The organism is Fictibacillus sp. 18YEL24 (genome assembly GCF_015903855.1).
Taxonomy (GTDB): Bacteria; Bacillota; Bacilli; order Bacillales; family Fictibacillaceae; genus Fictibacillus; species Fictibacillus phosphorivorans_C.
In genome coordinates this window covers 1,001,163-1,027,311 of the sequence record NZ_JACZDT010000001.1, presented here as the reverse complement: position 1 = coordinate 1,027,311, position 26,149 = coordinate 1,001,163, and the positions used below count along the sequence as shown (strand labels likewise).

Below are 26,149 nucleotides of genomic sequence, written 5' to 3'. Positions count from 1 at the left end.
CCTATACACACTTCTGAAGAACTTTTGCTAGTTTGCTAAGTTTTCAAGTCTCATAGATTTACTTTCCTTTTTTCTTACGATCATTAAAATAGTCGAGGCGCTTCTTAAGATTCTTTTCAAAGCCACGTTCAGTAGGTTCGTAAAACGTTTTACCCTGCAGATGTTTCGGTAAATATTCTTGTGGTACATACCCATCTTCAAAATTATGTGGATATTTATAGTCCTCACCATGTTGAAGTTGTTTTGCTCCTTTATAATGAGCATCACGTAGATGGATTGGGACGAGACCTGTTTTTTCTTTTTTGACTGCATCAAGTGCTTTATCAATTCCTGTTATCACTTTGTTGCTTTTAGGAGCAGTGGCTAAGTAAAGCGTAGCTTCTGCAAGTGGAATTCGAGCTTCAGGCATACCAATAAAATCAGCAGCATAACTAGCAGCATGTGCGACAAGTAACGCATTCGGATCTGCGAGACCAACGTCTTCTGCTGCATGAACGAGCAATCGGCGAGCAATAAAACGAGGATCCTCGCCCGCATAAATCATTTTAGCAAGCCAGTATAGAGCGGCATCTGGGTCTGATCCACGTATGCTTTTAATAAAGGCGGAGACTGTATCATAATGGTTGTCTCCTTTTTTATCATATTGAAGGACTCTTTGTTGAATGGATTCTTCAGCGATTTCTAATGTGATCGTAATGTTTCCATCTTTATCTGGTTTAGTCGTTAACACAGCAAGCTCCACCGCATTAAGTGCTGTCCTTGCGTCTCCGTTCGCAATAGACACTATATGATCGATTGCTTCTTTTTTCATAGATATAGGATGTTTGCCATATCCTCTTTCTTTATCAGAAAGAGCCTGCTGGATCACTTTTGAAATATGTTCATCTGTTAGTGGTTCAAAGCGAAACAACCGAGATCTTGATAAGAGAGCGGGGTTGATCTCGAACATAGGGCTCTCTGTTGTTGCACCGATTAAAATAACCGATCCATCTTCTACATATGGAAGGAGAGCGTCTTGCTGACTTTTGTTAAAACGATGGATCTCGTCGATAAAGAGCACTGTCTTTTTTTCTTCTAATAACAGGCGTTCTCTAGCAGCTCCCATAATGACCTTTAGATCAGCGACTCCTGACGTCACCGCATTAAGTTGTTCAAACCATGCAGATGTGGAATTCGCAATTATTTTAGCTAATGTTGTTTTACCTGTGCCAGGAGGTCCAAAGAAAATCATCGGTGTGAGTTGATCAGCTTCGATCGCACGTCTTAACAGCTTACCTTCACCAGCTATATGCTCTTGCCCGATAAATTCCGTTATCTTTCTTGGACGCATTCGGTTGGCGAGGGGTCTTTTTAATGAATGGGAGCTTTCGTCTTTGTAAGAAAACAAGTCCATTACAATCATCCTTCCGTACACTTGTTCTAATCGTCATATGACAATACTATACAATAGTCCATCATGCAAGTTGAAATGATTTCATGCTATAATAAGCTTTAGATTTATGGAATTAACCGAATTGAGACAACTTAATGGGGAAGGATTTTGCACAGTGAAAGACCAAAAGCATTCAAGATGGAACAAATTTTTGTTTCAGTGGTCTGTATTTTTTATTGGATTATTTATTATGGCTTTCGGAATCGCGCTTATGATTAAGGCAGACCTCGGAAGTGCTCCATGGGACGTTCTTCATATCGGACTGTTTGCACAGTTTGGACTTTCCATAGGCACATGGTCGATCATAATGGGATTCTTCGTCATCTTAGCTACATCCTTACTAACTAAAAAGAAACCTCAATCAGGTGCCTTTTTAAATATGGTGTCTGTTGGTTTGTTTATTGACTTTTATTTATGGCTTCCTTTTTTTCATGATCCTGTAACAGGTTTTGGGAAATGGATGTTTTTAATCATCGGAATCTTAATCTTAGGTTTTGGAATCGGGCTATATATATCATCAGACTGCGGTGCAGGACCAAGAGATAGTCTGATGCTCGCTCTTACAGAAAAATCAGGGATGAAAGTTTCAAATATTCGACTATTAATGGAATTTGTTGTTCTGTTTTTTGGTTGGATGCTAAAAGGACCCGTTTCGTTCGGAACGATCCTTTTTTGTGTAACGATAGGAGCAATCGTGGGCAGGACCCTTCCGTATTGCCAAAAATTAGTGAAGTTTGTTTTAGAACGGAGTGAACAATATGAAGATATCAACAAAAGGTCGGTACGGATTAACCATCATGATGGCATTAGCGAAGAGGTCAGGTGAAGGTCCGATCGCATTGAAATTAATCGCAAAAGAATATAGTCTATCTGAACATTATTTAGAGCAGCTTATCGCCCCGCTCAGAAATGCAGGACTTGTAAAAAGTATCCGGGGTGCGTATGGTGGGTACATGCTGGCAAGAGAAGCATCCACGATTACTGCTGGAGATATCATCCGAGTGCTTGAAGGACCGATCTCTCCAGTTGAAGTATTGGATGATGAAGAGCCTGCAAAAAGAAATCTTTGGATAAAAATTAGAGATGCTGTAAAAGATGTGTTAGATTCTACAACACTCGAAGATTTGGCGAACTATGAAGATGAGGGCGCACAGGACGCTTACATGTTTTATATATAGGAAGGAGATGAGCAATGAAAAACGTTTATTTAGATCACGCTGCAACCTCTCCTGTTCATCCTGAAGTCATAGAAGAAATGATTCCTTTTCTAACTGAACATTTTGGGAATCCTTCTAGCATTCATCAATTCGGAAGACAGACTCGTAAAGCTCTTGATGATGCCAGATCCATGATTGCAACTTCTATAGGTGCTTCACGTAATGAGATCATTTTCACAAGTGGTGGTACAGAAAGTGATAACCTTGCTATTCTTGGCACAGTCTCTGCTCTTGAGAATAAAGGAAAGCATGTTATCACAACAGAAGTAGAACATCATGCTGTACTTCATACCTTTCATGAGCTTGAAAAGAGAGGGTACGATGTAACTTACTTGTCCGTTGATAAGGAAGGCAGAATTTCATTAGACGAACTGAAAAGATCTCTAAGAGAAGACACGATTCTCGTTTCGATCATGTATTGCAACAATGAAACAGGGACAACACAAGACATAAAAGAGATCGGAAGTATTTTAAAAGAAAAAGAGATCTTGTTTCATACCGATGCGGTGCAAGCTTATGGCTTGATCTCAATCGATGTAAATGAACTGAACATTGATCTGTTAAGTGCTTCTGGTCATAAGATCAATAGCCCAAAAGGAACGGGATTTCTATTTGTGAAAGAAGGAACTCCTTTTCTTCCTCAAGGCTTTGGCGGTGAACAAGAGCGTAAGCGCCGTGCTGGAACAGAAAATGTAGCAGGAATCGCTGCTTTACGAAAAGCGGCATCCATCGCAGAAAAAGAAAGAGAAGAACGCTTTAGTCAATACAGAACATTTAGAGATACGATGAAGAAAATATGGCAAGAAGAAGAGGTATCTTTCATCGAAAATGGAAGTTCTGATCATTTTCTTCCGCATATTCTAAATGTTAGCTTTCACGGTGTAAAAACAGAAGTGCTCTTAGTCAATCTAGATCTTGCTGGTATCGCAGCTTCTAGCGGATCTGCTTGTACGGCTGGCTCACATGAACCTTCACACGTTTTGAAAGCGATGTTTGGTAATGATGTCCGTACGAAATCTTCTGTTCGTTTTAGCTTTGGTCTAGGCAATAAATTGGAAGATATTGAATATGCTGCCCATGAGACAGCAAAAATCGTGAAACGTTTAGCAAAATAAGTTACAATGTTTGTCATATGAATGAAATGAGGTGGACACGATGCAAACAGAAACAAACAAAAAGGCACCTCAAGATACACGAGTAGTTATTGGAATGAGCGGCGGTGTGGATTCTTCCGTTGCCGCACTTTTACTGAAAGAGCAAGGCTATGATGTGATCGGAATCTTTATGAAAAACTGGGATGATACCGATGAGAATGGCGTATGCACAGCAACAGAAGATTACAACGATGTGATAGCGGTCTGCAACCAGATCGGCATTCCATATTACGCGGTGAATTTTGAAAAAGAATACTGGGATAAAGTATTCACGTACTTTTTGGAAGAATATAAAGCAGGACGAACACCTAATCCAGATGTGATGTGCAACAAGGAGATCAAGTTTAAGGCCTTCTTGGAGCATGCCATGAACTTAGGTGCAGATTATGTAGCTACTGGCCATTATGCACGTGTGGCTGAAATAGATGGAGAAGTTAAGATGCTTCGAGGCGTTGATGAGAATAAGGACCAAACTTATTTTCTTAACCAGCTTTCTCAAGAACAGCTTCAAAAAGTATTGTTCCCGATCGGAGAGCTTAAAAAGCCTGAGATCCGCAAGATTGCTGAAGCCGCTGGACTTGCGACAGCTAAGAAGAAAGATTCAACAGGAATCTGCTTTATTGGAGAAAGAGACTTTAAAGAATTCTTAAGTCAGTATCTTCCTGCAAAGCCTGGTGAGATGCAAACGTTTGAAGGGGAAGTTAAGGGCAAGCATGATGGATTGATGTACCATACGATCGGGCAGCGTCACGGTCTTGGAATCGGTGGAAGCGGAGATCCTTGGTTTGTCGTCGGTAAGAATTTAAAAGACAACATATTGTATGTTGAACAAGGGTTTCACAACGAAAAGCTTTATTCTGACAGCCTAAAAGCGGTAAAGGCAGGATTTGTTTCTGATAGACCGCTGCCTGCTACTTTTAAGTGTACGGCGAAGTTCAGATATCGTCAGCCTGACATGGGTGTAACTGTCCATGTAATGGAGGATGAAACGCTGCATGTGGTCTTTGATGAAGCACAACGTGCGATCACACCTGGACAAGCAGTCGTGTTTTACGATGGAGATGTTTGTCTAGGCGGAGCAACGATCGATACGGTATACAAAAACGACGAAGCGATCACCTATCTATAAAAGAATGTGGAAAAACTGGCTTACTAGGACAAGAAATGAACTAGTAAGCCAGTTTTTTTGCGTTAATGAAATAAGGTGCTCATGCAGCGGCATATCTATGCTCGCTGCATGAGCGATTCCAGAGATTTATGAGCGATTCCAGAGATTCATGAGCGATTCCAGAGATTCATGAGCGATTCAGAAAGCCTGAACGCACTATCCACAAGAGGAACCGACAAAAAATTATGCTTCAGTTGCCCTCATTTGTTATACTTTTGAAGGAAATTAAAAGTGGGGGTAATGAAGATGGAACCTTCAAAAGGTCTTGAATACTTACAAAAAGGAAAGTTTGAAGAAGCAGCAAAAAGTCTGGAATCCATGATCGAGGCAGATCCAGAAAACCCAGTACATTATATTAACTTTGGAAATCTGCTTTCTGCTGTACATGAACACGAAAAAGCGATTCAATTCTTTGATAAAGCTCTATCGCTCGACGAAAATGCAGTTGCTGCATACTATGGTGCGGGTATTGCCTGCTATCATCTTGAAGAATTCTCTAAGAGTGCAAAATTGTTTCAAGAAGCGCTTAAAGGCGGTCTGCAAGATAGTGACACTCACTTTATGGCAGGCATGTCGTTCGTTTCACTAGGAGAACATAAGCTTGCATTTCCTTATCTAATGAGAGCAACTGAGCTTAACGATCAAGACCATGAAGCATTGTTTCAATTCGGTCTCTGTCAGGCACGAACAGGGGATATCATGTCTGCATCGACAACCTTTGAAAAAGTTGTTGAGCGCGATGAAACACATGCCGATGCTTGGTACAATCTAGGTGTGACGTATAGTTATTTTGACAAAAACATAGAAGCTCTAGAAGCTTTTAAAAAAGCGTTAGACATCCAGCCTGATCATTATCTTGCAGGGAATGGAAAACGAAATATCGAAAGTAAAAATACCAACCATTAAAGGGGGTGCTTTATGGCACAGCAGCCTTCTTTTCATTTAGAAGATGATTCGACTGAAATAAAAAAGTATATAAAAGGTACGTTGATCTCTACAATTTATCATCAAACAGAGAGTCTCTATACGGTCGCTAGAATACGGGTAAAAGAGACGAACGAAAATTACAATGAAAAAGAAATCATGATTACAGGCATTCTTCCTCCTTTAAGAGAAGATGAACTTTATGTGTTTTATGGAAAATTTAAAGATCATCCGAAATATGGTAAACAATACGAAGTTGATCTGTTTCAAAAAGAAATGCCTCAATCCAAGGAAGCGATGATTCAGTATCTTTCGAGCGATCTGTTTAAAGGGATCGGTAAGAAGACTGCCGAGCATATTGTAGAAGTAATGGGAAACGATGCGATCACTAAGCTCTTAGAATCTCCGGAATATATCAGTCAGATTCCAAAGCTAACAGAAGAGCAAGCTCAAAGTTTGCAAAAATCCCTCATGCAGAATCGAGGATTAGATCAAGTGATGATGGTCGTTCAACCCTACGGGATCGGACCGCAGCTTGCGATGAAAATCTTTCAAACGTATCAGGATGATGCTGTAAAGATCATTAAAGACGAGCCGTATCGACTGATCGAAGACGTTTCTGGAATTGGGTTTCACCGGGCTGATGAAATCGCAAAAGGAAATGGGATGCAAGTCAACCACCCAAAACGAATTCAAGCTGCCTGTCAGTTCGTGCTTCGTGATCAAGGTACAGACCTTGGGCACTCATATCTACCGATGGACGAACTGTTAGAAGGTGTAAGAAAGCTTTTAGCAGATGGAAAGAATACGGTAGATGAGATGAGTATTTTTCGAGAGATTCAAGATATGGAGACTGAGCAACGATTGATCGTAAAAGAAAACGTTGTATATCTGCCATCCCTATATTTCGCGGAGCGTGGATTTGCTCAAAAAATGAATCAATTATTACATAGTCAGAAAAATGAATATCACATTGAGGATTCAAAATTGGAATCTGAGCTAACAGCTCTTGAAAAAAGACTCAACATGAAATATGCGAAAAGTCAAAAAGAGGCGATTAAAAAGGCGTTAACCTCTTCTTTAATGGTTCTGACAGGAGGACCTGGAACAGGTAAAACGACCGTAATTAAAGGAATCGTCGAACTTTATAGTGAGATTCATGGTGTAAGTCTGAATCCTGATGATTACCGAGGAAAAAAAGAGTCGTTTCCAGTTTTACTCGTTGCTCCAACAGGTCGAGCGGCAAAGCGTATGACTGAGTCTACAGGAATACCCGCTCACACGATCCATCGCTTATTAGGATGGAAAGGTGGAGGTACCTTTGAAAAAAATGAAGATGAACCCATTGAAGGAAAACTTTTGATCGTCGATGAAATGTCGATGGTCGATATATGGCTTGCTCATTCTTTAGCAAAAGCTCTGCCACCTCATATCCAGATCATTGTTGTTGGGGATGAAGATCAGTTACCATCAGTTGGTCCTGGTCAAGTACTAAAAGATCTACTGCAAGCACAGCATGTTCCACAATCTCGTTTAGTGGATATTTATAGACAGGCAGAAGGATCATCTATTATCCGGTTAGCTCATGAGATGAAGAACGGAAACGTGCCTCAGGATCTGCTTGTCCCACAGAACGACAGACGTTTTTTTGCATGTTCCGGTGAACAAGTGTTTCAAGCGATCCTTCAAGTTTGTGAAAATGCGATTAAAAAAGGATACAGTTCTCGAGATATCCAAGTGTTAGCACCTATGTACAAAGGGCCAGTTGGAATTGATCGATTAAATATGGAACTTCAGCGTCTGTTTAATCCCGAGAAACAAAAACAGCGTCAGTTACAGGTCGCAAATGTGTTTTATCGAAAAGGAGATAAGGTGCTTCAACTCGTCAATCAACCTGAAGATCAGGTGTTCAATGGTGATATCGGTGAGATCGTTGCTGTTATCTATGCAAGAGAGAACACGGATAAAGAAGATCAGATCGTCATCAGTTTTGATGAGATTGAGGTTACGTATAAAAGAAGTGAATTTCATCATTTTACTCATGCATTCTGTTGTTCGATCCATAAGTCGCAGGGAAGTGAGTATCCGATCGTCGTTCTACCTGTCTTAAAAAGCTACTACCGAATGTTAAAACGGAACTTATTATATACAGCAATAACGAGAAGTAAAGAATATCTGATCCTGTGTGGAGAACAAGAAGCGTTTACTTGGGCTGTTGAACGATCAGATGAAACAGAACGATACTCGGGTCTTACTTCCCGACTTCAAGAGACCATACTGGAAAAAGATTTAATGAATGATACCCTTCTAAACGAAACAAACTAGAAATGTTCGAGAGATGTAAGATGTCATCTTGTCGGACATTTCTTTTTTGTATTTCTAGAAGTCATGATCCTTCAGATATATTTTCTGTATATTTTCTACAAATTCAGGACACCCTTGTAAAAGTAAAATTTAAAGGAGAGAGAGCAAGTGGAATGTCCGAACTGCAGTAGAAAAGATATCGGTAAAATCGGGGTGAACCAGTATTATTGCTGGAACTGTTTTATAGAGCTTTCCATTGTTAAAGGAAGACTGTCCCTTCATCAGGTGGAAGAAGACGGCTCTCTAACATCACTCGATGATTTATTTGAAGATCAAGATCTGACTTATAGAGAAAGCACATCATAAAAGAAAACAAATCTCTGATGTCGAGGTGATTTAGCATGAGCAGGACGATGAGTTCTCTTTTCGCACTTGGTATTGGAGCGGCAACATATGCGATGAGAAATAAGAGGATGTCAAGAATGTCTAAGATGAACTATAACCTTTCAGATATAGGTGATCTTTGGACATCACGACGTGTTAAGAAAATCCGTAAAAAAGTCGCAAAAGCCATTTATTAAAGAAAGCAAACCCCGTCTCAAATAAAGACGGGGTTTTTTAAGAAAAGGGTGAAGAGATGACAAAAGACATTCGAATGAAGTGGGTTTATAGGCTTGCCCTTTCTTTATTATTGTTTTTATGTTTGTTTCTGTTAATGAAACTTTACCCTCTTTACGAGCCATTATGGAGTGCGATAAAAGGGGTCTTTCTACCTTTTTTTCTTGCTGCACTAATTACATATCTACTCCATCCCGTCGTGGAATACGTACATGAAAAAGGATTACCTCGCTTTGTTGCGATCTTGAGCATATACATCCTTTTCTTTGGTGGTCTAGGGATTGCGGCAGTAAAAGGGTTTCCTTATTTCGTTGTGCAGATGAAGCAGCTGTTAGTGAATGTGCCGGTTCTTGCAGAGGATTATAAGGATCTATTGTACCAAGTTGACAGAGGTACATCTGCACTGCCATATTCGGTACATTCTAAAATCGAAAATTATATTGTGAAAATGGAAAGTAACGCACAGGATGTGTTGACTAATGCCATCTTTTCACTAAGAAAGATCGTGGACTATTTCTTCGTTATCATCGTTGTCCCTTTTTTAGTGTTTTATTTTCTAAACGATTTTGAAAAACTGAAAAAAGCACTGTGGTACCTCACACCGAGAAAATACCGTTATGAAGGAAAGCACTTATTAAAAGATATCGATCGATCCCTTGGAGGATATATTAGAGGACAGCTGTTTGTAGGAGCTATACTTGGAGCTGCAGCCATGATTGCTCTATGGATCGTTGGTATGCCATACCCCATACTTTTAGGGCTCGTAATAGCGATAACAGACATCATCCCATACTTTGGTCCGATCTTAGGAGCGATACCTGTCGTATTGATCGCACTCACGATCTCTTGGAAGATGGTGTGGATCACAGTTGGCATCATGCTTGTTCTGCAGTTTATTGAGGGGAACATTCTTGGTCCGTTTATCGTCGGCAAGAATCTGCATATCCATCCTGTGTTTATCATTTTTTCATTACTACTTGGGGGAGAATTGGCCGGTGTACCAGGAATGATTTTAGCTGTTCCGATTTTTAGTGTGATCAAGGTCGTTATCATACACATCAGGGAACATCGACTTCAATCATCATCCGATTGACAAGTAAGAATAAATAAACGTATACTAACGCTAGAAGATCAAAAAATCGCTGAAAGAGAAAAGTACGTTTCAGTCCTTCCAAAAGAGAGAAACATCCATCGGCTGAAAGATGTTTTAGGAAGAAGAGAAACAGAAAGCTACTCTGGAGTGCAGAAGGAAAATCTGCCGTTATGCCGCGTTAAGGCTTTAATCAAGGTGATATGCTTGTATCTAAGCATATAACCAGGGTGGTACCGCGTGAATTCAAACTCTCGTCCCTGTATTTTTTATAGGGATGGGAGTTTTTTTATTGGCTTTTTTCGTTCGAAAGTAGTTGATTTCCTCTCCAGGTTGCTTCGCTTTCCATGGGGCGAACGGTGAGCCTCCTGCCGCTTTGCGCCTTTAGGAGTCTCCACCTATTCACTCGTCCCATAGGAGTCTCGCACCTTGCGCTCCAATCAACTTACAAGGAAGACAAAAGACATTTAGAAGCAACATTTTGTTTTTCTGTTAATGAAACGAAATCAGTCTTTATATTTATCTAAAAAAGGAGAATGAAAACGATGAGAAATTTGACTTCAGCTCAAGTAAGACAGATGTTTCTTGATTTTTTCCAGGAAAAAGGTCATGGTGTAGAACCTAGTGCATCCTTAGTTCCGCATGAAGATCCTACACTACTATGGATCAACAGTGGTGTTGCAACACTGAAAAAATATTTTGACGGCCGTGTGATCCCTGAGAACCCTCGTATTACAAACGCACAAAAATCGATTCGTACGAACGATATCGAGAATGTTGGCATTACAGCAAGGCACCATACATTCTTTGAGATGTTAGGAAACTTCTCGATCGGTGATTATTTTAAAGTGGAAGCTATTCTTTGGGCATGGGAGTTCCTAACGAGTGAAAAATGGATCGGGTTTGATCCTGAAAAACTCTCTGTTACAATCCACCCAGAAGACGATGAAGCATTTGATATTTGGACAAAACAAGTAGGATTACCTGAAGAGCGTATCATTCGTTTAGAAGGGAACTTCTGGGATATCGGTGAGGGACCGAGTGGACCTAACACTGAGATTTTCTATGACCGCGGTGAAGCATACGGCAGCGACCCGTCAGATCCTGAACTATATCCTGGTGGAGAAAACGACAGATACCTTGAAGTATGGAACCTGGTGTTCTCACAGTTCAACCATAATCCAGACGGTACGTATACACCACTTCCTAAGAAGAATATCGATACGGGTATGGGACTTGAGAGAATGGTTTGTGTGATCCAAGACACGAAGACGAACTTTGAAACGGATCTTTTCATGCCGATCATCAAAGAAACAGAAAAGCTTTCTGACACGTCTTATGGCTTGAGTACAGAAACAGATACTGCGTTTAAAGTAATCGCTGACCATGTACGTACGGTAAGTTTTGCGATCGGCGATAGTGCTCTACCATCAAATGAGGGAAGAGGATATATCCTTCGACGTTTGATCAGAAGAGCGATTCGTTTTGCGAAAAAGATCAACATCAACAAGCCTTTCATGTATGAACTAGTACCAACAGTTGCAGACATCATGGTAGACTTCTACCCGGAAGTAAAAGAAAAAGTTCCGTTCATCCAAAAAGTCATCAAGACGGAAGAAGAGCGTTTCCATGAAACGATCAACGAAGGTCTTGCTATCTTAGAAGATGTTATGGCAAGAGAAAAAGAAGAAGGAAGAAACGTCATCTCTGGAAAAGACGCGTTCAAGCTATACGATACATTTGGTTTCCCATTCGAGCTTACACAAGAGTATGCAGCTGAAAACGGAATGGATGTAGATTTAGAAGGCTTTGAGAACGAGATGAAGGCACAACGAGAACGTGCACGAGCGGCGAGACAAGAAGTAGACAGCATGCAAGTACAAGGTGGGGTTCTTTCTGATATTACCGTAAAAAGCGAGTTCTCTGGTTATGATAACTTAGCAGGAGAAGCAAAAATTTTAGAAGTGCTACAAAACGGTGAACGCGTGGCGATGGTCGCATCAGGAGAAGAAGCACAAGTTATTTTAGATGTAACACCATTCTACGCTGAGAGCGGTGGTCAGATCGCTGACCAAGGAAAAATAGCAGGGAAAGAACTTTTACTTCGAGTAAAAGATGTTCAAAAAGCACCTAATGGACAAAATCTTCATACCGTTGTTGTTGAGAAAGGCGTTCTTGAAAACAATATTGATGTTTCTGTCGAGGTTGACCCTGAAATTCGTGCAAAAGTTGTAAAGAACCATACGGCTACTCACCTTCTTCATCAGGCATTAAAAGATGTGCTTGGAACGCACGTAAATCAGGCAGGATCTCTCGTACAAGAAGGTCGTTTACGCTTTGACTTCACACACTTTGGTAGTATTTCTACAGAAGAGCTTGAGAAGATCGAAGAAATCGTTAACGAAAAAGTATGGGGTAACATTCCTGTCGAAAAGATGGTTAAAAACATAAACGAAGCAAAAGCGATGGGAGCAATGGCTCTGTTCGGTGAGAAGTATGGTGAAACAGTACGCGTTGTAAAAGTAGGAGACTATAGTCTAGAACTTTGCGGTGGATGTCACGTGAATAATACTTCAGAGATCGGCTTGTTTAAGATCGTATCAGAATCAGGGATCGGTGCTGGAACACGCAGGATCGAAGCTGTTACTGGTGAGAACGCGTACCGCTTGATGAACGGACAAGTACAGCTTTTAAAAGACACAGCTGCTAAGTTGAAAACGAATCTTAAGGACGTCCCACAGCGAATCGATGCGTTAAACGAGCAAATTCGTGAGTTGCAAAAAGAGAAAGAATCTCTTGCAGCTAAGATTGGAAATATGGAAGCAGGTAGCCTTGTTGATGAAGTTCAAACGATTAACGGTGTTTCTGTTATCGCTAAGAAACTAAGCGGCGTGGATATGAACGGCTTGCGTTCAATCGTAGATGATCTGAAGAATAAACTTCAAAGCGGAGTGGTTATTCTTGGTGCGGAAAACGGCGGAAAAGTAAATATCGTAGCGGGAGTAACAAAAGATTTAGTGACAAAGGGCTATCATGCAGGTAACCTAGTAAAAGAAGTGGCTGTCCGTTGCGGCGGAGGCGGTGGTGGCCGTCCTGATATGGCCCAAGCTGGAGGTAAAGATCCCCAAAAGCTGCAAGAAGGAATAGATTCTGCAGTTGAAATGATCAAAACCGTTTCCTAAGCTTTCATCTTTCATGTACAATAGAGACAAGAACTAATTTGTCCCTTAAGGGAGATCTTCAGAAAGAGGTGTTCGCCAGTGAGTTCAATGGACAAAACGATGAAGTTTAACTTCAACGAAGAAGATGCTTATAAGACGAATGTAGAAACTGTCCTGTTTTCTGTTTACGACGCCCTGCAGGATAAAGGATACAATCCTATCAATCAGATTGTAGGTTATTTGCTCTCAGGGGATCCGGCTTATATTCCTCGTCACAATGATGCGAGAAGCATGATTAGAAAACTGGAGCGAGATGAGCTTATTGAAGAGCTTGTAAAATCATATCTATCCACTCAAAAAGAAGGAAGTCGTTAATTTGACAAAAACACTCGGACTGGATGTTGGAACGAAGACGATCGGTGTTGCCGTCTCAGATGCACTGGGATGGACAGCACAAGGAGTAGAAACGATACGACGCCGTCCTAATAAGCCAGAAGAAGACTATGCAAGGATCCAAGAGCTGATTCAGTTACATGACATCAGTAAGATCGTAGTAGGTCTTCCGAAGAACATGAATGGTACGATCGGTCCCAGCGGAGAAGCTTGTCAAAACTTTGCTAAAGATATTGAAAGTCTGACAGGTCTTTCGGTTATCCTATGGGATGAGAGGCTGACCACCATGGCAGCTGAAAGAACATTGATTTCAGCTGACGTGAGCCGAAAGAAACGAAAACAGGTGATCGATAAGCTAGCAGCTTCGATCATTCTGCAAGGTTATTTGGACAGCCAACAATAAGAAAAGTAGAGGTGAGCCAATAATGGCAAAAGAAGAACGCGAACGCATCGTTATTCCAGACGAGAATGGTGACGAAAATCTATTTGAAGTTTTATTCAAATTTGATGTAGATCAAACAGGAAAATCATACATGGTAACTATACCTGTAGCTGATTCAGAAGATGATGATACAGATGAAGTAGAAGTTTTCCCTTTCCGTTATGAAGAAAATGGAGAAGAAGACGATCTTGCTCTATTCCCACTTGAGTCTGATGAAGAATGGGACATGATCGAAGAAATGTTAAACACATTTCAAGATGACGAATACGAAACAGAATAAGTATCAAAAAAAAAAAGAAGTTGGTTTTCTAACCAACTTCTTTTTTTATTCCATTTTACGGCCAATCTCGACAATTTCTGCTAGTAAACGTATAATTAAACAGGTGGAAGGGGGAAATACCATGTTACATCTCCAGTCATCTGGGAATTACATAAATGAAAATAAAAGTAAAAAACGTACTAAAACCATTGTTCTATCTATCTTATTTCTATTTCTTGCGTTATTCATTGCTGCAGCTATAGGTGCTTATTTTTATTATTACAATAAGAACATTGGACCGATCGATTCAGCTAATAATGAAAAAATTACGGTGGAAATTCCAATTGGTTCTTCCTCTTCAAAAATAGGACAAGAGCTCGAGAATAAAGGATTGATAAACAACGGTGATTTCTTTAGAATCTATACTCGAGTTAAAGGTGAAGGAAACTTCCAAGCCGGTATTTACGAACTAACTCCTTCCATGAATCTTACAGAGATCATTTCAGCACTTAAAGACGGAAAGATGTTCAAGAAGCCAGCTTTAACCATAACGATTCCAGAAGGATACAATGTCCCGCAGATCGCAAAATTAATCAGTCAGAAAACGGGTTACAGTGAAGCGGATATCATCAAAAAGATGGCCGATAAAGCTTATTTGCAACAGCTTAAAGATAAGTATCCGATCTTACCTGATGATATAATGAAAGCTGGACTGTACTATCCGCTAGAAGGATTTTTGTTTCCTGCCACATATGATTTCGATGTAAAGAAACCAGAATTATCAAATGTGATAGACAAGATGGTCGAACAATCTTCTGTTGTCCTAACTAAACATGAGAAAGATATCAAGAATAGCGGTTATTCACTCTTTCAGATCATCACCTTGTCATCTCTTATAGAAGAAGAATCTCAGCTTGAAGAGGATCGCAAAAAGATTGCTGGTGTTTTTTATAATCGCTTAAGTAAAGATATGAAGCTTGATTCTGATCCAACGGTGAAATATGCTCGAAAGAATTTCGATGTTCAAGTTTTATACGAACATCTGAAATATGATTCAAAGTACAATACGTACCTTTATAAAGGCATACCGATCGGACCGATCACTTCACCAGGTGAAAAAGCGATTGAAGCTGCACTTCAACCCGTGAAGATGGACGAGCTTTTCTTTTATGCGAGACCAAACGGTGAGGTCATCTACACGAAAACCTTGAGCGAACATAATGCTGTATATAAAAAATACAGAGATGAATGGAAAGTTTGGCAGGAAAAAGACAATAATTAAGCATGTTTCTGAGGATACTAGTATGTATTCTCTTTTTTATTGCTGCAAAACTTACATCTTATATAGCATTTTAAGAGTGAATAACTCAGTTATCTTATTGATAACAAAAGTATAGAAATAGGACTCTCGCCTTCAAATAAAGATTATGATACAATATACCGGTTAGTGTGAAGGAGGCGTGTTACTTTGGTCTCAAAAGAAATGAACCAATATATCGAAAAAATTATTCCAACGCGCTCTGAACAAGTACTAAAAATGGAGCAATACGCGAAAGAGCATAATGTGCCGATCATGGATCTAACAGGTATGGAGACTCTATTGTCCTATGTTAGATTGAAGAAACCGAAACGTATATTAGAAGTAGGAACAGCGATTGGATATTCCGCCATTCGAATGGCTCTTGCATGTGAGAATGCTGAAATTATTAGTATTGAAAGAGATGAAGAACGGTACAATATAGCAAAAGATAATGTTAGATCGTTTCATCTAGAGAGCAGAATTAATTTGTTACTTGGAGATGCAAATGAATTGCAGAGCCAAGTAGAAAAGTATGCCCCATATGACTTTATTTTTATAGATGCAGCAAAAGGACAATATCAAAACTTTTTTGATCATTATTCTTCCATGCTGTCACCTGATGGCATCATCGTAACAGATAATGTTCTCTTTAGAGGGTATGTCGCTGATGAAAGCGGCTTAGAGAGTAGAAGACTTCGTTCTCTCGTAAAAAAAATTAGAAGTTTTAACGAATACATGATGCAGCATCCTGACTATCAGTCTTCAATCTTACCGGTTGGAGATGGAATGATGGTGAGTATTAGAAATTCTTAATGGGACATGCAGTTTGGAGGAGTAATCAAAATGGCACAAAAACCAATAGTAATTGGGGTTGCAGGTGGATCTGGATCAGGTAAGACGACGGTAGCAAAAGAAATTTACAGGCAGTTTGCTAACCAATCCATCTTAATCATAGAGCAAGATGCGTATTATAGAGATCAATCAGATAAATCAATGGAAGAACGATTGGATACGAACTATGATCATCCTCTTGCTTTCGATAATGATTTGTTAATCCAGCACATTTCTTCACTTCTAAAATACGATTCCATCGAAAAACCAGTGTACGACTATACAGCACATACAAGAAGTGATAAAATTATCCCAGTTGATGCTAAAGATGTCATTATACTGGAAGGTATTTTGATCCTTGAAGACGAACGACTACGTGATTTGATGGACATCAAGCTGTTTGTAGACACGGATGCAGATGTTCGTATTATTAGAAGGATGGTTCGAGATATCCGAGACCGTGGAAGAACACTTGAATCTGTTATCGATCAATATACTTCAGTGGTTCGGCCGATGCATAATCAATTCATAGAGCCAACGAAACGATATGCGGATATCATTATTCCAGAAGGCGGTCAGAATCTTGTGGCGATCGACTTAATGGTAACAAAGATTAAGACGATATTGGAAGACAAAGCATTATTGAAAAAATGAGGAACATCATCCTCATTTTTTCGGTATACACGGACAAAAATTTCAGCTTTAAGCCATTTGGCAATCAACTAATGACCCATATTTTATACATACCCTAGCCGAATTATCATATAACGTAACAAGGGTACTGATTATTTAAGGAGTGAAAAAACAATGGCAGACGAGAAAAAACACTATATGACCTTAGAAGGTAAAGAGAAGTTAGAGAACGAACTAGAGTTTTTAAAAACAGAACGAAGAAAAGAAGTTGTTGAACGAATTAAAGTAGCTCGCAGTTTTGGAGACCTTTCTGAGAACTCTGAGTATGATGCAGCAAAGGACGAGCAGGCATTCGTAGAAGCTCGTATCGTTCAACTAGAAAAAATGATTCGTGATTCGGTTATTATTGAAGATAATAAAGACCAATCTGATAACGTTTCCATCGGGAAAACAGTTAAGTTTAAAGAGCTTCCAGACGGTGACGAAGAAACATATATCATCGTAGGTAGTGCAGAAGCAGATCCATTCGAAGGGAAAATTTCTAACGATTCTCCAATGGCTAAAAGTCTTTTGGGTAAAAAGCCTGGAGATAAAGTTTCTGTTCAAACGCCTGGTGGAGAAATCAGCGTTGTAATTCTAGAAGTAAAATAAACGTATTATGTATTAGAAGACTTGCATTTATCTGCAAGTCTTCTTTTTTTTTGCAATCGTTTAGGAACAAAAGTAGTGGGTGAGAATAGGGGTAAGGGGGTGAGCCTATGTTATCAAAGAAAAGAACGATGGTCGTAGCACTTTTATTCCTGTTCCTTATCCTTGGTCTTACGTATCGGCTAGCAGATATACAGCTGATCTCTACTACTTCCTTTTCCAAAAATAAAGTGAACCTCATTCAAGAAAGTGTGGATCAGCGTACACATCGTTTCATGATCAACGATGGAAGAGGCTATTTTCTTGATCGAAATGGTGAACTGCTCTCAACAGATGTAAGAGCTCAAGTCATCGTTTTTCCGAATCTTTACTCCCGTAGATGGCCGATTGATTCGATAGCTAAGATCCTCGAGACATCAAGCAGAAACTTAACCAAAAGTATCAGTGAACTAAAGAAGCCATCTGCCCTCTCTCTTTCAAAAGAAATAAGTATCGAGCAGATGAATGAGATTAATAAACTAGAAATTCCTGGGCTCTACGCTCAGCTTGTCACAAAACGAAACCCTACTCCATTTGCTAATCATATCCTTGGGGCAGTCGGACAAGATCCGGATCTGATCAAAAGAAAGTATGAAGATAAACTAAAAAAAGGCACGGTTACGATCAGTACAAAAACAGGAAAGAATGGCATGCAGTATACGTTTGATCCCTTCCTAATATCAGAAGGGGAAACAGAATATATCTATCATGTAGATCGTCAAGGACATCCGTTGTTTGGACTTGATGTTAAGTTCCGTTCACAATCCAATCCCCTATATCCTCTTCACGTGAAGACGACGCTTGATAAGAAGATGCAGGAAACAGTGGAGAAAACACTTGATGCCCACAATGTAATAGAAGGTGGAGCTGTTTTGATAGATATAGAAACAAACGAGCTGTTGGCAATGTCAAGCAGACCTTTGTTCTCGAGTGAAACTATCTATAAACATGTTGACCATATGACGTCTCAACAAATTCCTGGTTCTGTTTTTAAAATTGTAACAGCAGCTGCAGCTATTGAAGAAAATAGGATACAAAACGATAAGATGTATGATTGTAACCTAAACATATATGGTGATAAAGATGAAAGACAGTTAGGGATGTTAAATGTAGAGAACAGTTTTACACAAAGCTGCAACAGAACATTCGGAGATCTAGCTAATGAATTACAAAAAAAAGATCCGGATTTTATGGAAAAGTATGCTGAAAAATTAGGACTACTTACGCACAACGGCTGGCAAGGAGAAGTCTATCATCTAGAAGCATTCTCGCACTTTTATAAAGAAGAAGCGGGTCAGATCTACAACTCAAAAAAGAAGGAATCCAATTACAAAAGTTCATTAGCGACTTCTCAAACTGCGATTGGCCAGCTGGATGTGAAAGTTACCCCCCTTGCTGTTGCTAACATGATGGCGACGATCGCTAGAGGTGGGGTCAGTTATGAGGTAAAGTCAGCTAAAAGCGTGAATTTTGCTAATGGTACCGAACTGATTGAGTTTGCAGATCATAAGAAAGAGGGTGAAAAGCTTTCTCCCTATACGATTATGAGACTTCAATCCCTGCTTTTGAATGTCGTAAAAAACGAAGAAGGAACTGGACACGCATTACAGTCATTGCCTTTTCAAGTTGCAGGGAAATCAGGAACGGCACAAAAAGGAGAGGATCAACGCTTTAACAATAAATGGTTTGCAGGATACTTTCCAGCCGAAAATCCACGTTTTGCACTAGTAATAGTAGATTTAAAACATGATACCGTCAATCGAACAATCCCTGTATTTCGGGGTATCGCAACAGAAATCATGGAAGAAAAAGATCGATAAAGAATATAATCTCAAAAAGAGTAATAGGAAATAGTGTTCCTATACCACTTCCTCGTGGTAAAATAAAAAAAGTATTTTACTGAGGAGGATATTATGAAACGAAACCAGCGTTATGAATCAAGACTAGAAAAACGAAAACAAAATCGTTTTTTAAACATAGCAATCGGGTTAGTTGTGTTGCTGATTGTTGTTGTTGCATTCAATCTTTTCTCAGGCGATGATAACGAAACAGCTTCAACGAACAAATCTAATTCTGAACAAAATGAAAACAACGAATCCAACAACAGTTCAATTGAGATGGAAACGGATGATTCAAAGTCAAAACCTGATAATGAGGATTCTGAGTCTCAAGATAAAGAAGAGTCAGCTGAAGATCAAGACAAAGCAGATGAAGAAACAACTGAAGAAGAAAAAACAGAATCAGAAACGCCTGAAGGTGGCGGTCCTGAGGGCCCATGGCAACCAATCGGAACTTCACAAACAGAACCTCATACAAAGACGTATGATGATGGTTCACAAGATTGGAACGAGATGGTCCAAGCCCTTTCCTATGCAACCAGCATTCCACAAGACCAAATGACCATTTTTTGGTTAGGTAACGGTGGAGGTCCTGATCTTTCAAAAGGTACTGTACAATCGAAAGCCGATGGAAAAAAATATGATGTTATGCTTCAGTGGGTGCCGGAAAAAGGATGGCAGCCTACAAGCGTAACACCTGTTCAATAAAACGAAGAAATTCAACCTGTTAATTATTGCAGGTTGTTTTTTTTGTTTATAGAGCTTAACCGAGCAAGATTACAAAAAATCAGGTACAAAAAACGCGGAGGTCCAATAGTCTATATATTATTTCTAATAACGTTCGTTCGTGAAGTGGCATGTATACGTAATTTTTGTCAATTGAAAAAGATTTTTCATTTGAAAATTTTTAGGAATTATGATAATTTGGAACCTGTAAGATTTTAATTCATAGTATATTGATAGGAATTATATAAATTAAAGGTGAGTGTGAAAAATGGGACGAGAATTTATTGATCTGTTTGATGAGTGGTCATCCTCTTATGATGAGACGGTTTCAGGAAATGATCAGGAATATAAGGAAGTTTTTCATAAATATGATGAAATTTTAGAAACGGTTGTTCAGCGTTCAGGAAGTGTTGTTTTGGAGTTCGGCGTTGGAACAGGCAATTTAAGCGAAAAACTTCTTCGCAGCAAAAAGCAAGTCATTGGGATTGAGCCTTCAAAAGGGATGCGAGAAAAAGCATCCGACCGACATCCGGATCTAACTCTTCATGATGGTGACTTTTTATCTTTTCCAAAGTTCGATCAAGAGATTGATACAATAGTAAGTACTTATGCGTTCCACCACCTAACCGACGAAGAAAAAGATCTGGCGATCGGACAGTATAGCCAGCTGCTTAAAAAGAATGGTAAAATTGTGTTTGCAGATACCGCTTATCTTCACGAGGATGATAAAAAAGAGCGTCATGAAAAAGTAAGATCTCAAGGCTTCCTTAATCTGTTAAAAGACCTTCAGACCGAGTATTATACAACACTTGGCGTACTAGAAGAACTATTTAAAAAACATGATTTTGAAGTCTCGTTTAAAAAACTAAATGAATATGTCTGGCTGATGGAAGCGGTAAAAAAATAGACATTGGAGAATCACTCATGAAAAGAATTGGAATTATTGGTGCAATGGAAGAAGAGGTTGTTCTTTTAAGAGAGCAATTAGAAAATCTTGAAGAAAAGAAGCTTGCAGGTTGTGAATTCTATAAAGGTTTACTTAACGGTCAAGAAGTCGTGCTATTAAAATCAGGGATCGGAAAAGTAAACGCAGCGATCGGAACTACGTTGTTGATCCAACTTTATGGACCAGATGTTATTTTGAACACGGGATCTGCTGGTGGATTTCATTCAGACCTGAACGTCGGCGATGTAGTCATCTCAACAGATGTGCGCCATCATGATGTAGATGCAACGATTTTTGGTTATGAACACGGTCAAGTGCCACAGATGCCACCAAACTATCTGCCTGACGAAAAACTTGTGCATGCAGCAGAAAGAGCTGGAGCGAGAGTAGAAAACATACAAGTAGCAAAAGGTTTGATCGCTTCAGGCGATTCGTTTATGAGTGATCATGCTAGGGTAGAAGATATCAGAGGCAAGTTTCCGGCTCTATATGCAGCTGAGATGGAAGCTGCAGCTATCGCTCAAACGTGTTATCAATTTAAAGTTCCTTTTGTGATCATTCGCTCTTTATCAGATATTGCAGGAAAAGATGCACGTGTTTCTTATGATCAATTCTTACAAACTGCATCTAAGAACTCAGCAGAACTAGTACAAAAAATCGTAGAGGAGCTGAAATCATTATGACAAAAAAAATGAACGTTGAAAGCTTTAACCTTGACCATACGAAAGTAGTCGCGCCTTATATCCGTTTAGCAGGTACAACGACAGGTGCTAACGGAGATATCATCCACAAGTATGACATCCGTTTTTGTCAGCCGAATAAAGATCATATGCCGATGGAAGGACTTCATTCTATCGAACATCTGATGGCGGAAAATATTCGTAATCATCATTCTACTGTAGTTGATATAAGTCCTATGGGTTGTCAGACTGGTTTTTATCTTTCTGTGATCAACCACGATAACTATGATGAGATTTTAGACGTTCTTGAGAAGACGTTGAACGATGTTTTAGAAGCGACTGAAGTGCCTGCATGTAATGAAGTTCAATGTGGATGGGCCGCTAACCATAGTCTTGAAGGTGCAAAAGAAATCGCGCGCAAGATGCTTGCAAAAAAAGACGAGTGGCATATTGTTTTCGGAGAATAGAGGACGATATTTATGAAATACTTTAAAAACGTGCATGAGATGATCGGTAATACACCTCTTATGGAGATCACTCAGTTTTCACTTCCAGAAGGAGTTCGTTTGTTTGCCAAACTCGAATTTATGAACCCTGGAGGAAGTGTAAAAGATCGTCTAGGTATGGAACTGCTAGATGCAGCCCTAGTTAAAGGTGATCTTGTAGAAGGCGGAACGATCATCGAGCCTACAGCAGGAAATACTGGAATCGGTCTTGCTCTTGCAGCGATCAATAAAGGGATAGACGTAATCTTTGTTATTCCAGAAAAGTTTAGTATTGAAAAGCAAGAGCTCATGAAAGCATTGGGCGCGACCATCGTTCATACCCCTACTGCCGATGGAATAAAAGGAGCGATCAAAAGAACGAAAGAATTGCTGAATGAGATTCCGAATTCTTTTTCTCCTTCTCAATTTTCTAATCCGGATAACCCGAACACGTACTACAAAACATTAGGCCCAGAAATCTGGGATGCGCTTGATGGTCATGTAGATGTTTTTGTAGCCGGGGCGGGTACAGGTGGTACATTCATGGGTACAGCTCGCTATTTAAAAGAAAAGAACGAAAACGTGAAGACGGTTATTGTTGAACCTGAAGGCTCTATTCTTAATGGTGGAGAATCCGGACCTCATAAGACAGAAGGTATCGGCATGGAATTTCTTCCAGCATATATGGATTCATCTTATTTCAACAGCATCCATACGGTAATGGATGTTGATGCATTCCAAAGAGTTGCTGAACTAGCAAAAAAAGAAGGGCTTCTTGTTGGAAGTTCTTCAGGAGCAGCGTTGCACGCAGCCCTGATTGAAGCTCAAAGTGCACAACCCGGGCAAAACATTGTGACTATTTTTGCTGACAGCTCAGAGCGATATTTAAGCAAGAAAATCTATGAAGGAGGCATCTGATAATGAAACGTAAAACAAAATTAATCCACGGAGGCATTCCTTCTGATAAGACAACAGGAGCTGTGTCTTTTCCAATCTACCAAGTAAGTACTTATAAGCAAGAAGATGTGGGAGTGCATAGCGGATTTGAATATTCACGTACAGGAAACCCAACAAGGCATGCGTTAGAAGAACTGATCAAAGATCTAGAAGGTGGCAAACGCGGATTTGCGTTTGGTTCTGGTATGGCTGCCATTACAGCAGTTATGATGCTGTTTGATTCTGGTGATCATGTTATTTTGACAGATGATGTTTACGGCGGTACGTATCGTGTGATGACGAAGGTCTTGAACCGTCTTGGAATCGATTCAACGTTTGTAGATACAACGGACATCGAACAGATCGAAGCTGCATTAAAACCAAACACGAAAGCGGTCTATGTAGAAACACCTACGAATCCTCTATTAAAGGTTACAGACATCCAAGCTGTAGCTTCTTGGGCAAAAGCGAAAAACCTTCTGTTCATGGTGGATAATACGTTTAATACACCATACTGGCAGAACCCGATCGAATTAGGAGCAGATATAGTTCTTCACTCTGCAACGAAATATATTGGTGGTCATAGTGACGTTGTAGCAGGTCTAGTCGTAGTAAACGATGAAAAGCTAGGAGAAGATCTGCATTTCGTACAAAACTCAACAGGCGGCGTTTTAGGGCCTCAAGATTCATGGTTGCTTATTCGCGGGATCAAAACGCTTGGTTTGCGAATGGAAGCTCACGAAAACAATACGAAAAAAATCGTTGAATTTTTAAAATCTCATTCAGCGGTAGAGAAAATTTATTACCCAGGACTTGAAGATCATCCTCAGCATGATATCGCTAAAAAACAATCTGGCGGCTTTGGTGGTATGGTATCGTTTGATGTTGGATCACAAGCGAATGCTGATGCCCTTCTTAAAAAAGTAAAATACTTTACACTTGCAGAAAGCCTAGGTGCAGTTGAGAGTTTGATCTCGGTACCTGCCCGTATGACACATGCTTCAATACCTGCAGAGCGAAGAGCAGAATTAGGAATCACAGATGGATTGGTACGTATCTCAGTTGGTATTGAAGATGCTGACGATTTGATCGATGATTTAAAAAATGCTTTAAGCTAAATGAAGAACACAAATAAAAGAACAAGTGCTTTAACAGGCACTTGTTCTTTTATTTGTGCTGGCTTAGTATGTCAATTACACGAGGGCAAAATGTGAACCTGAAAAAGTGCATTGGAGAGGGTATAAGACACGTTTTGATTGTCGAAATTTGTAAACTCGCCGGTTTAGAAGTAAAACTCGCTGTATTAAAGTCATACCTCGCCGGATTAATTCCAAAATTTCCAGAAATAATTACTAAATTTCCTGAATTCCCTCTTTGGATACCCCGTAAGGTATAATCTGCTAACCTTTTCAAGACGCACAATGAAACTTTTTTTAACCTTTTTTGGCTCTAATAAATTTATCCTCAAATTAAAGCGTACGATGCTAATTTTTGATCACAATTTAGACAAAATTACTTCACGCTTTTGTCAAAATCTGCTTGGTAGGTTGCTATCTTACCTATGTTATCCTTTATATAGAGATTAGGAGTAGGAGGTAGACACCGCTATGAAAAACAATGCTGAATTCATTCAAAAGAAAATCGCTGACTACCAGCGCTTCGGTTTTATTTTATTGGCTGTTAGCACGTTCTTTTATTTAGGACTAGTACTTCCTGTTGAAGACAAAAACTTTGTTCAATCAATCACACTAGGTATTGCATCTACAACGTGCTTAGGGTTCACTGCACTTATGTATAAAGTCGTAAGAAAGTGCAAAACACAATTACAAGAATTAAGTGAATAAACCATATAGATAATTTCACGTACCGTCCCTTAAGTAGGGGCGGTATTTTTTATGTCTTCAAAAGAAAGCGATTACGCTGAATGTATTCTTTTATATCACTCAAAGAAGTTCGGTTGAGATAGTTTATTTCGTTAGAACAATAGGGTATGGATACAGAACGGCCGAAGAAGGTCATACTAAGTTTTAACAATCTATATGGAGAAAGAAGTGGAGTTAGTGGGTATCATCTGGGCACTTATTACAGCAGTCTGCTGGGGTAGTATCGTATTAGTAAGCGAAAAACTTGGCGGAGACTTTCACAGTCAAACTTTTGGAATGACACTCGGAGCATTGTTGTTTTCGATTGTTGCATTCTTTATCGTTCAACCGGACCTGAATATAACAGTTTTTGCGATCGGTATCGTGTCAGGAATCTTTTGGGTGATCGGACAGCGAAATCAATTTGCTAGTGTAGATTATTTAGGTGTTTCTAAAATTGTTCCGCTTTCAACAGGCATGCAGTTGTTCGGAACAACATTGTTCGGTGTTATTGTTTTTCATGAATGGAAAACCATGACGGAAATCATAATCGGGATTATTGCAATCTGTGCAATTATAGCAGGGGCCCTATTAACATCTAGAAGAAATGAGCAAGGCGACCAAAAAGACAAACAAAACTTTAAAAAAGGACTAACCATCCTCCTTATTTCAACGATTGGGTATGTTACATATGTTGTAATCATCAGATGGTTTGAAGTAAACGGATGGCAGGCGATTTTACCGCAAGCGGTAGGGATGTTTATAGGTGCGCTCGTTTTATCATTTAAACATAAGCCTTTTAATAAGTACTCTTATCGCAATATCTTAACTGGTTTAATCTGGAGCACAGGTAATCTGACATTATTGCTGTCATTGCCTCTTATCGGAATCGCGACCAGCTTCTCGCTCTCACAGACCGGTATCATCATTTCAACGCTTGGAGGAATTTTTCTTTTAGGTGAAAAAAGGAGCAAAAAAGAGATCATTTGGGTAATCTCAGGCTGTGTTCTCATCATAGCGGGTGGCGTCATGTTAGGATTTACAAAATCATAAGGAGATGAAC

The 26,149-nt window shown here is 39.6% G+C and carries 27 protein-coding genes and 1 other annotated feature; of the genes, 26 read left to right on the top strand and 1 reads right to left on the bottom strand.

Going from position 1 to position 26,149, the window contains the following annotated elements:
- Positions 1–58: 58 nt before the first annotated feature.
- A complete protein-coding gene (locus tag HU823_RS05435; protein ID WP_197221344.1) occupies positions 59–1,393 on the bottom strand; it encodes an AAA family ATPase in 1,335 nt (444 codons plus the stop codon).
- Positions 1,394–1,547: 154 nt separating this feature from the next.
- Here HU823_RS05435 and HU823_RS05430 point away from each other — a divergent pair, with 154 nt between their 5' ends.
- From HU823_RS05430 to HU823_RS05305, 26 genes are all read left to right on the top strand, one after another.
- The gene (locus tag HU823_RS05430; RefSeq protein ID WP_137788778.1) at positions 1,548–2,258 is read left to right on the top strand and encodes a YczE/YyaS/YitT family protein; all 711 of its coding nucleotides are present in this window, start codon (positions 1,548–1,550) and stop codon (positions 2,256–2,258) included.
- Positions 2,191–2,610, top strand: coding sequence for a cysteine metabolism transcriptional regulator CymR (cymR, locus tag HU823_RS05425; protein WP_197221342.1), 420 nt, complete (start codon positions 2,191–2,193; stop codon positions 2,608–2,610). Before HU823_RS05430 ends, cymR begins: the two co-directional genes overlap by 68 nt.
- 14 nt (positions 2,611–2,624) lie before the next feature.
- Positions 2,625–3,764 (top strand): cysteine desulfurase family protein, encoded by a 1,140-nt coding sequence (locus HU823_RS05420; protein ID WP_197221341.1) that lies wholly within the window; start codon positions 2,625–2,627, stop codon positions 3,762–3,764.
- 40 nt (positions 3,765–3,804) lie between these two features.
- Positions 3,805–4,932: a tRNA 2-thiouridine(34) synthase MnmA gene (mnmA, locus tag HU823_RS05415; protein WP_197221340.1), complete on the top strand. Its 1,128-nt coding sequence runs from the start codon at positions 3,805–3,807 to the stop codon at positions 4,930–4,932.
- A gap of 285 nt (positions 4,933–5,217) precedes the next feature.
- The gene (locus HU823_RS05410) at positions 5,218–5,877 is read left to right on the top strand and encodes a tetratricopeptide repeat protein (protein WP_197221339.1); all 660 of its coding nucleotides are present in this window, start codon (positions 5,218–5,220) and stop codon (positions 5,875–5,877) included.
- A 12-nt stretch (positions 5,878–5,889) separates the two neighbouring features.
- Complete coding sequence (gene recD2 / locus HU823_RS05405; RefSeq protein WP_197221338.1) at positions 5,890–8,220, top strand: SF1B family DNA helicase RecD2; 2,331 nt, start codon at positions 5,890–5,892, stop codon at positions 8,218–8,220.
- Between the two features lie 147 nt (positions 8,221–8,367).
- Positions 8,368–8,565, top strand: a complete 198-nt coding sequence (locus tag HU823_RS05400) for a hypothetical protein (protein WP_066240196.1) — start codon at positions 8,368–8,370, stop codon at positions 8,563–8,565.
- Positions 8,566–8,600: 35 nt separating this feature from the next.
- Positions 8,601–8,780 carry a DUF3918 domain-containing protein gene (locus HU823_RS05395; RefSeq protein WP_144698875.1) on the top strand — a complete coding sequence of 60 codons (180 nt, stop codon included), beginning with the start codon at positions 8,601–8,603 and terminating at the stop codon, positions 8,778–8,780.
- A 56-nt stretch (positions 8,781–8,836) separates the two neighbouring features.
- The gene (locus HU823_RS05390; RefSeq protein ID WP_197221337.1) at positions 8,837–9,910 is read left to right on the top strand and encodes an AI-2E family transporter; all 1,074 of its coding nucleotides are present in this window, start codon (positions 8,837–8,839) and stop codon (positions 9,908–9,910) included.
- A gap of 40 nt (positions 9,911–9,950) precedes the next feature.
- Positions 9,951–10,172, top strand: a binding site (T-box leader).
- A gap of 280 nt (positions 10,173–10,452) precedes the next feature.
- Entirely contained in the window at positions 10,453–13,089 is a 2,637-nt protein-coding gene (alaS, locus tag HU823_RS05385) for an alanine--tRNA ligase (RefSeq protein WP_197221336.1), read from the top strand.
- Between the two features lie 78 nt (positions 13,090–13,167).
- A complete protein-coding gene (locus tag HU823_RS05380) occupies positions 13,168–13,443 on the top strand; it encodes an IreB family regulatory phosphoprotein (RefSeq protein ID WP_144698881.1) in 276 nt (91 codons plus the stop codon).
- 1 nt (position 13,444) lies between these two features.
- Positions 13,445–13,864, top strand: coding sequence for a Holliday junction resolvase RuvX (ruvX, locus tag HU823_RS05375; RefSeq protein WP_144698883.1), 420 nt, complete (start codon positions 13,445–13,447; stop codon positions 13,862–13,864).
- Between the two features lie 22 nt (positions 13,865–13,886).
- Positions 13,887–14,183: a DUF1292 domain-containing protein gene (locus HU823_RS05370; RefSeq protein WP_137788788.1), complete on the top strand. Its 297-nt coding sequence runs from the start codon at positions 13,887–13,889 to the stop codon at positions 14,181–14,183.
- Between the two features lie 121 nt (positions 14,184–14,304).
- The gene (gene mltG / locus HU823_RS05365; protein ID WP_197221335.1) at positions 14,305–15,444 is read left to right on the top strand and encodes an endolytic transglycosylase MltG; all 1,140 of its coding nucleotides are present in this window, start codon (positions 14,305–14,307) and stop codon (positions 15,442–15,444) included.
- A gap of 186 nt (positions 15,445–15,630) precedes the next feature.
- Complete coding sequence (locus HU823_RS05360; RefSeq protein WP_231607264.1) at positions 15,631–16,275, top strand: O-methyltransferase; 645 nt, start codon at positions 15,631–15,633, stop codon at positions 16,273–16,275.
- Between the two features lie 30 nt (positions 16,276–16,305).
- A complete protein-coding gene (udk, locus tag HU823_RS05355) occupies positions 16,306–16,947 on the top strand; it encodes a uridine kinase (RefSeq protein ID WP_144698887.1) in 642 nt (213 codons plus the stop codon).
- 153 nt (positions 16,948–17,100) lie between these two features.
- Positions 17,101–17,577: a transcription elongation factor GreA gene (gene greA / locus HU823_RS05350; RefSeq protein ID WP_144698889.1), complete on the top strand. Its 477-nt coding sequence runs from the start codon at positions 17,101–17,103 to the stop codon at positions 17,575–17,577.
- Between the two features lie 107 nt (positions 17,578–17,684).
- Entirely contained in the window at positions 17,685–19,433 is a 1,749-nt protein-coding gene (locus HU823_RS05345) for a peptidoglycan D,D-transpeptidase FtsI family protein (protein ID WP_197221334.1), read from the top strand.
- A gap of 93 nt (positions 19,434–19,526) precedes the next feature.
- Positions 19,527–20,159, top strand: coding sequence for a YrrS family protein (locus tag HU823_RS05340; protein WP_197221333.1), 633 nt, complete (start codon positions 19,527–19,529; stop codon positions 20,157–20,159).
- 286 nt (positions 20,160–20,445) lie between these two features.
- Positions 20,446–21,084 (top strand): class I SAM-dependent methyltransferase, encoded by a 639-nt coding sequence (locus HU823_RS05335; RefSeq protein ID WP_144698895.1) that lies wholly within the window; start codon positions 20,446–20,448, stop codon positions 21,082–21,084.
- A gap of 17 nt (positions 21,085–21,101) precedes the next feature.
- Entirely contained in the window at positions 21,102–21,806 is a 705-nt protein-coding gene (gene mtnN / locus HU823_RS05330; RefSeq protein ID WP_197221332.1) for a 5'-methylthioadenosine/S-adenosylhomocysteine nucleosidase, read from the top strand.
- Positions 21,803–22,270, top strand: a complete 468-nt coding sequence (locus HU823_RS05325) for an S-ribosylhomocysteine lyase (protein WP_144698899.1) — start codon at positions 21,803–21,805, stop codon at positions 22,268–22,270. Before mtnN ends, HU823_RS05325 begins: the two co-directional genes overlap by 4 nt.
- A 12-nt stretch (positions 22,271–22,282) precedes the next feature.
- The gene (locus HU823_RS05320; RefSeq protein ID WP_197221331.1) at positions 22,283–23,206 is read left to right on the top strand and encodes a PLP-dependent cysteine synthase family protein; all 924 of its coding nucleotides are present in this window, start codon (positions 22,283–22,285) and stop codon (positions 23,204–23,206) included.
- 2 nt (positions 23,207–23,208) lie between these two features.
- The gene (locus HU823_RS05315) at positions 23,209–24,342 is read left to right on the top strand and encodes a bifunctional cystathionine gamma-lyase/homocysteine desulfhydrase (RefSeq protein WP_197221330.1); all 1,134 of its coding nucleotides are present in this window, start codon (positions 23,209–23,211) and stop codon (positions 24,340–24,342) included.
- A 489-nt stretch (positions 24,343–24,831) separates the two neighbouring features.
- Positions 24,832–25,068, top strand: coding sequence for a YrhC family protein (locus HU823_RS05310; protein ID WP_137788796.1), 237 nt, complete (start codon positions 24,832–24,834; stop codon positions 25,066–25,068).
- 216 nt (positions 25,069–25,284) lie between these two features.
- Positions 25,285–26,139: a GRP family sugar transporter gene (locus HU823_RS05305; protein WP_197221394.1), complete on the top strand. Its 855-nt coding sequence runs from the start codon at positions 25,285–25,287 to the stop codon at positions 26,137–26,139.
- Positions 26,140–26,149: the final 10 nt, after the last annotated feature.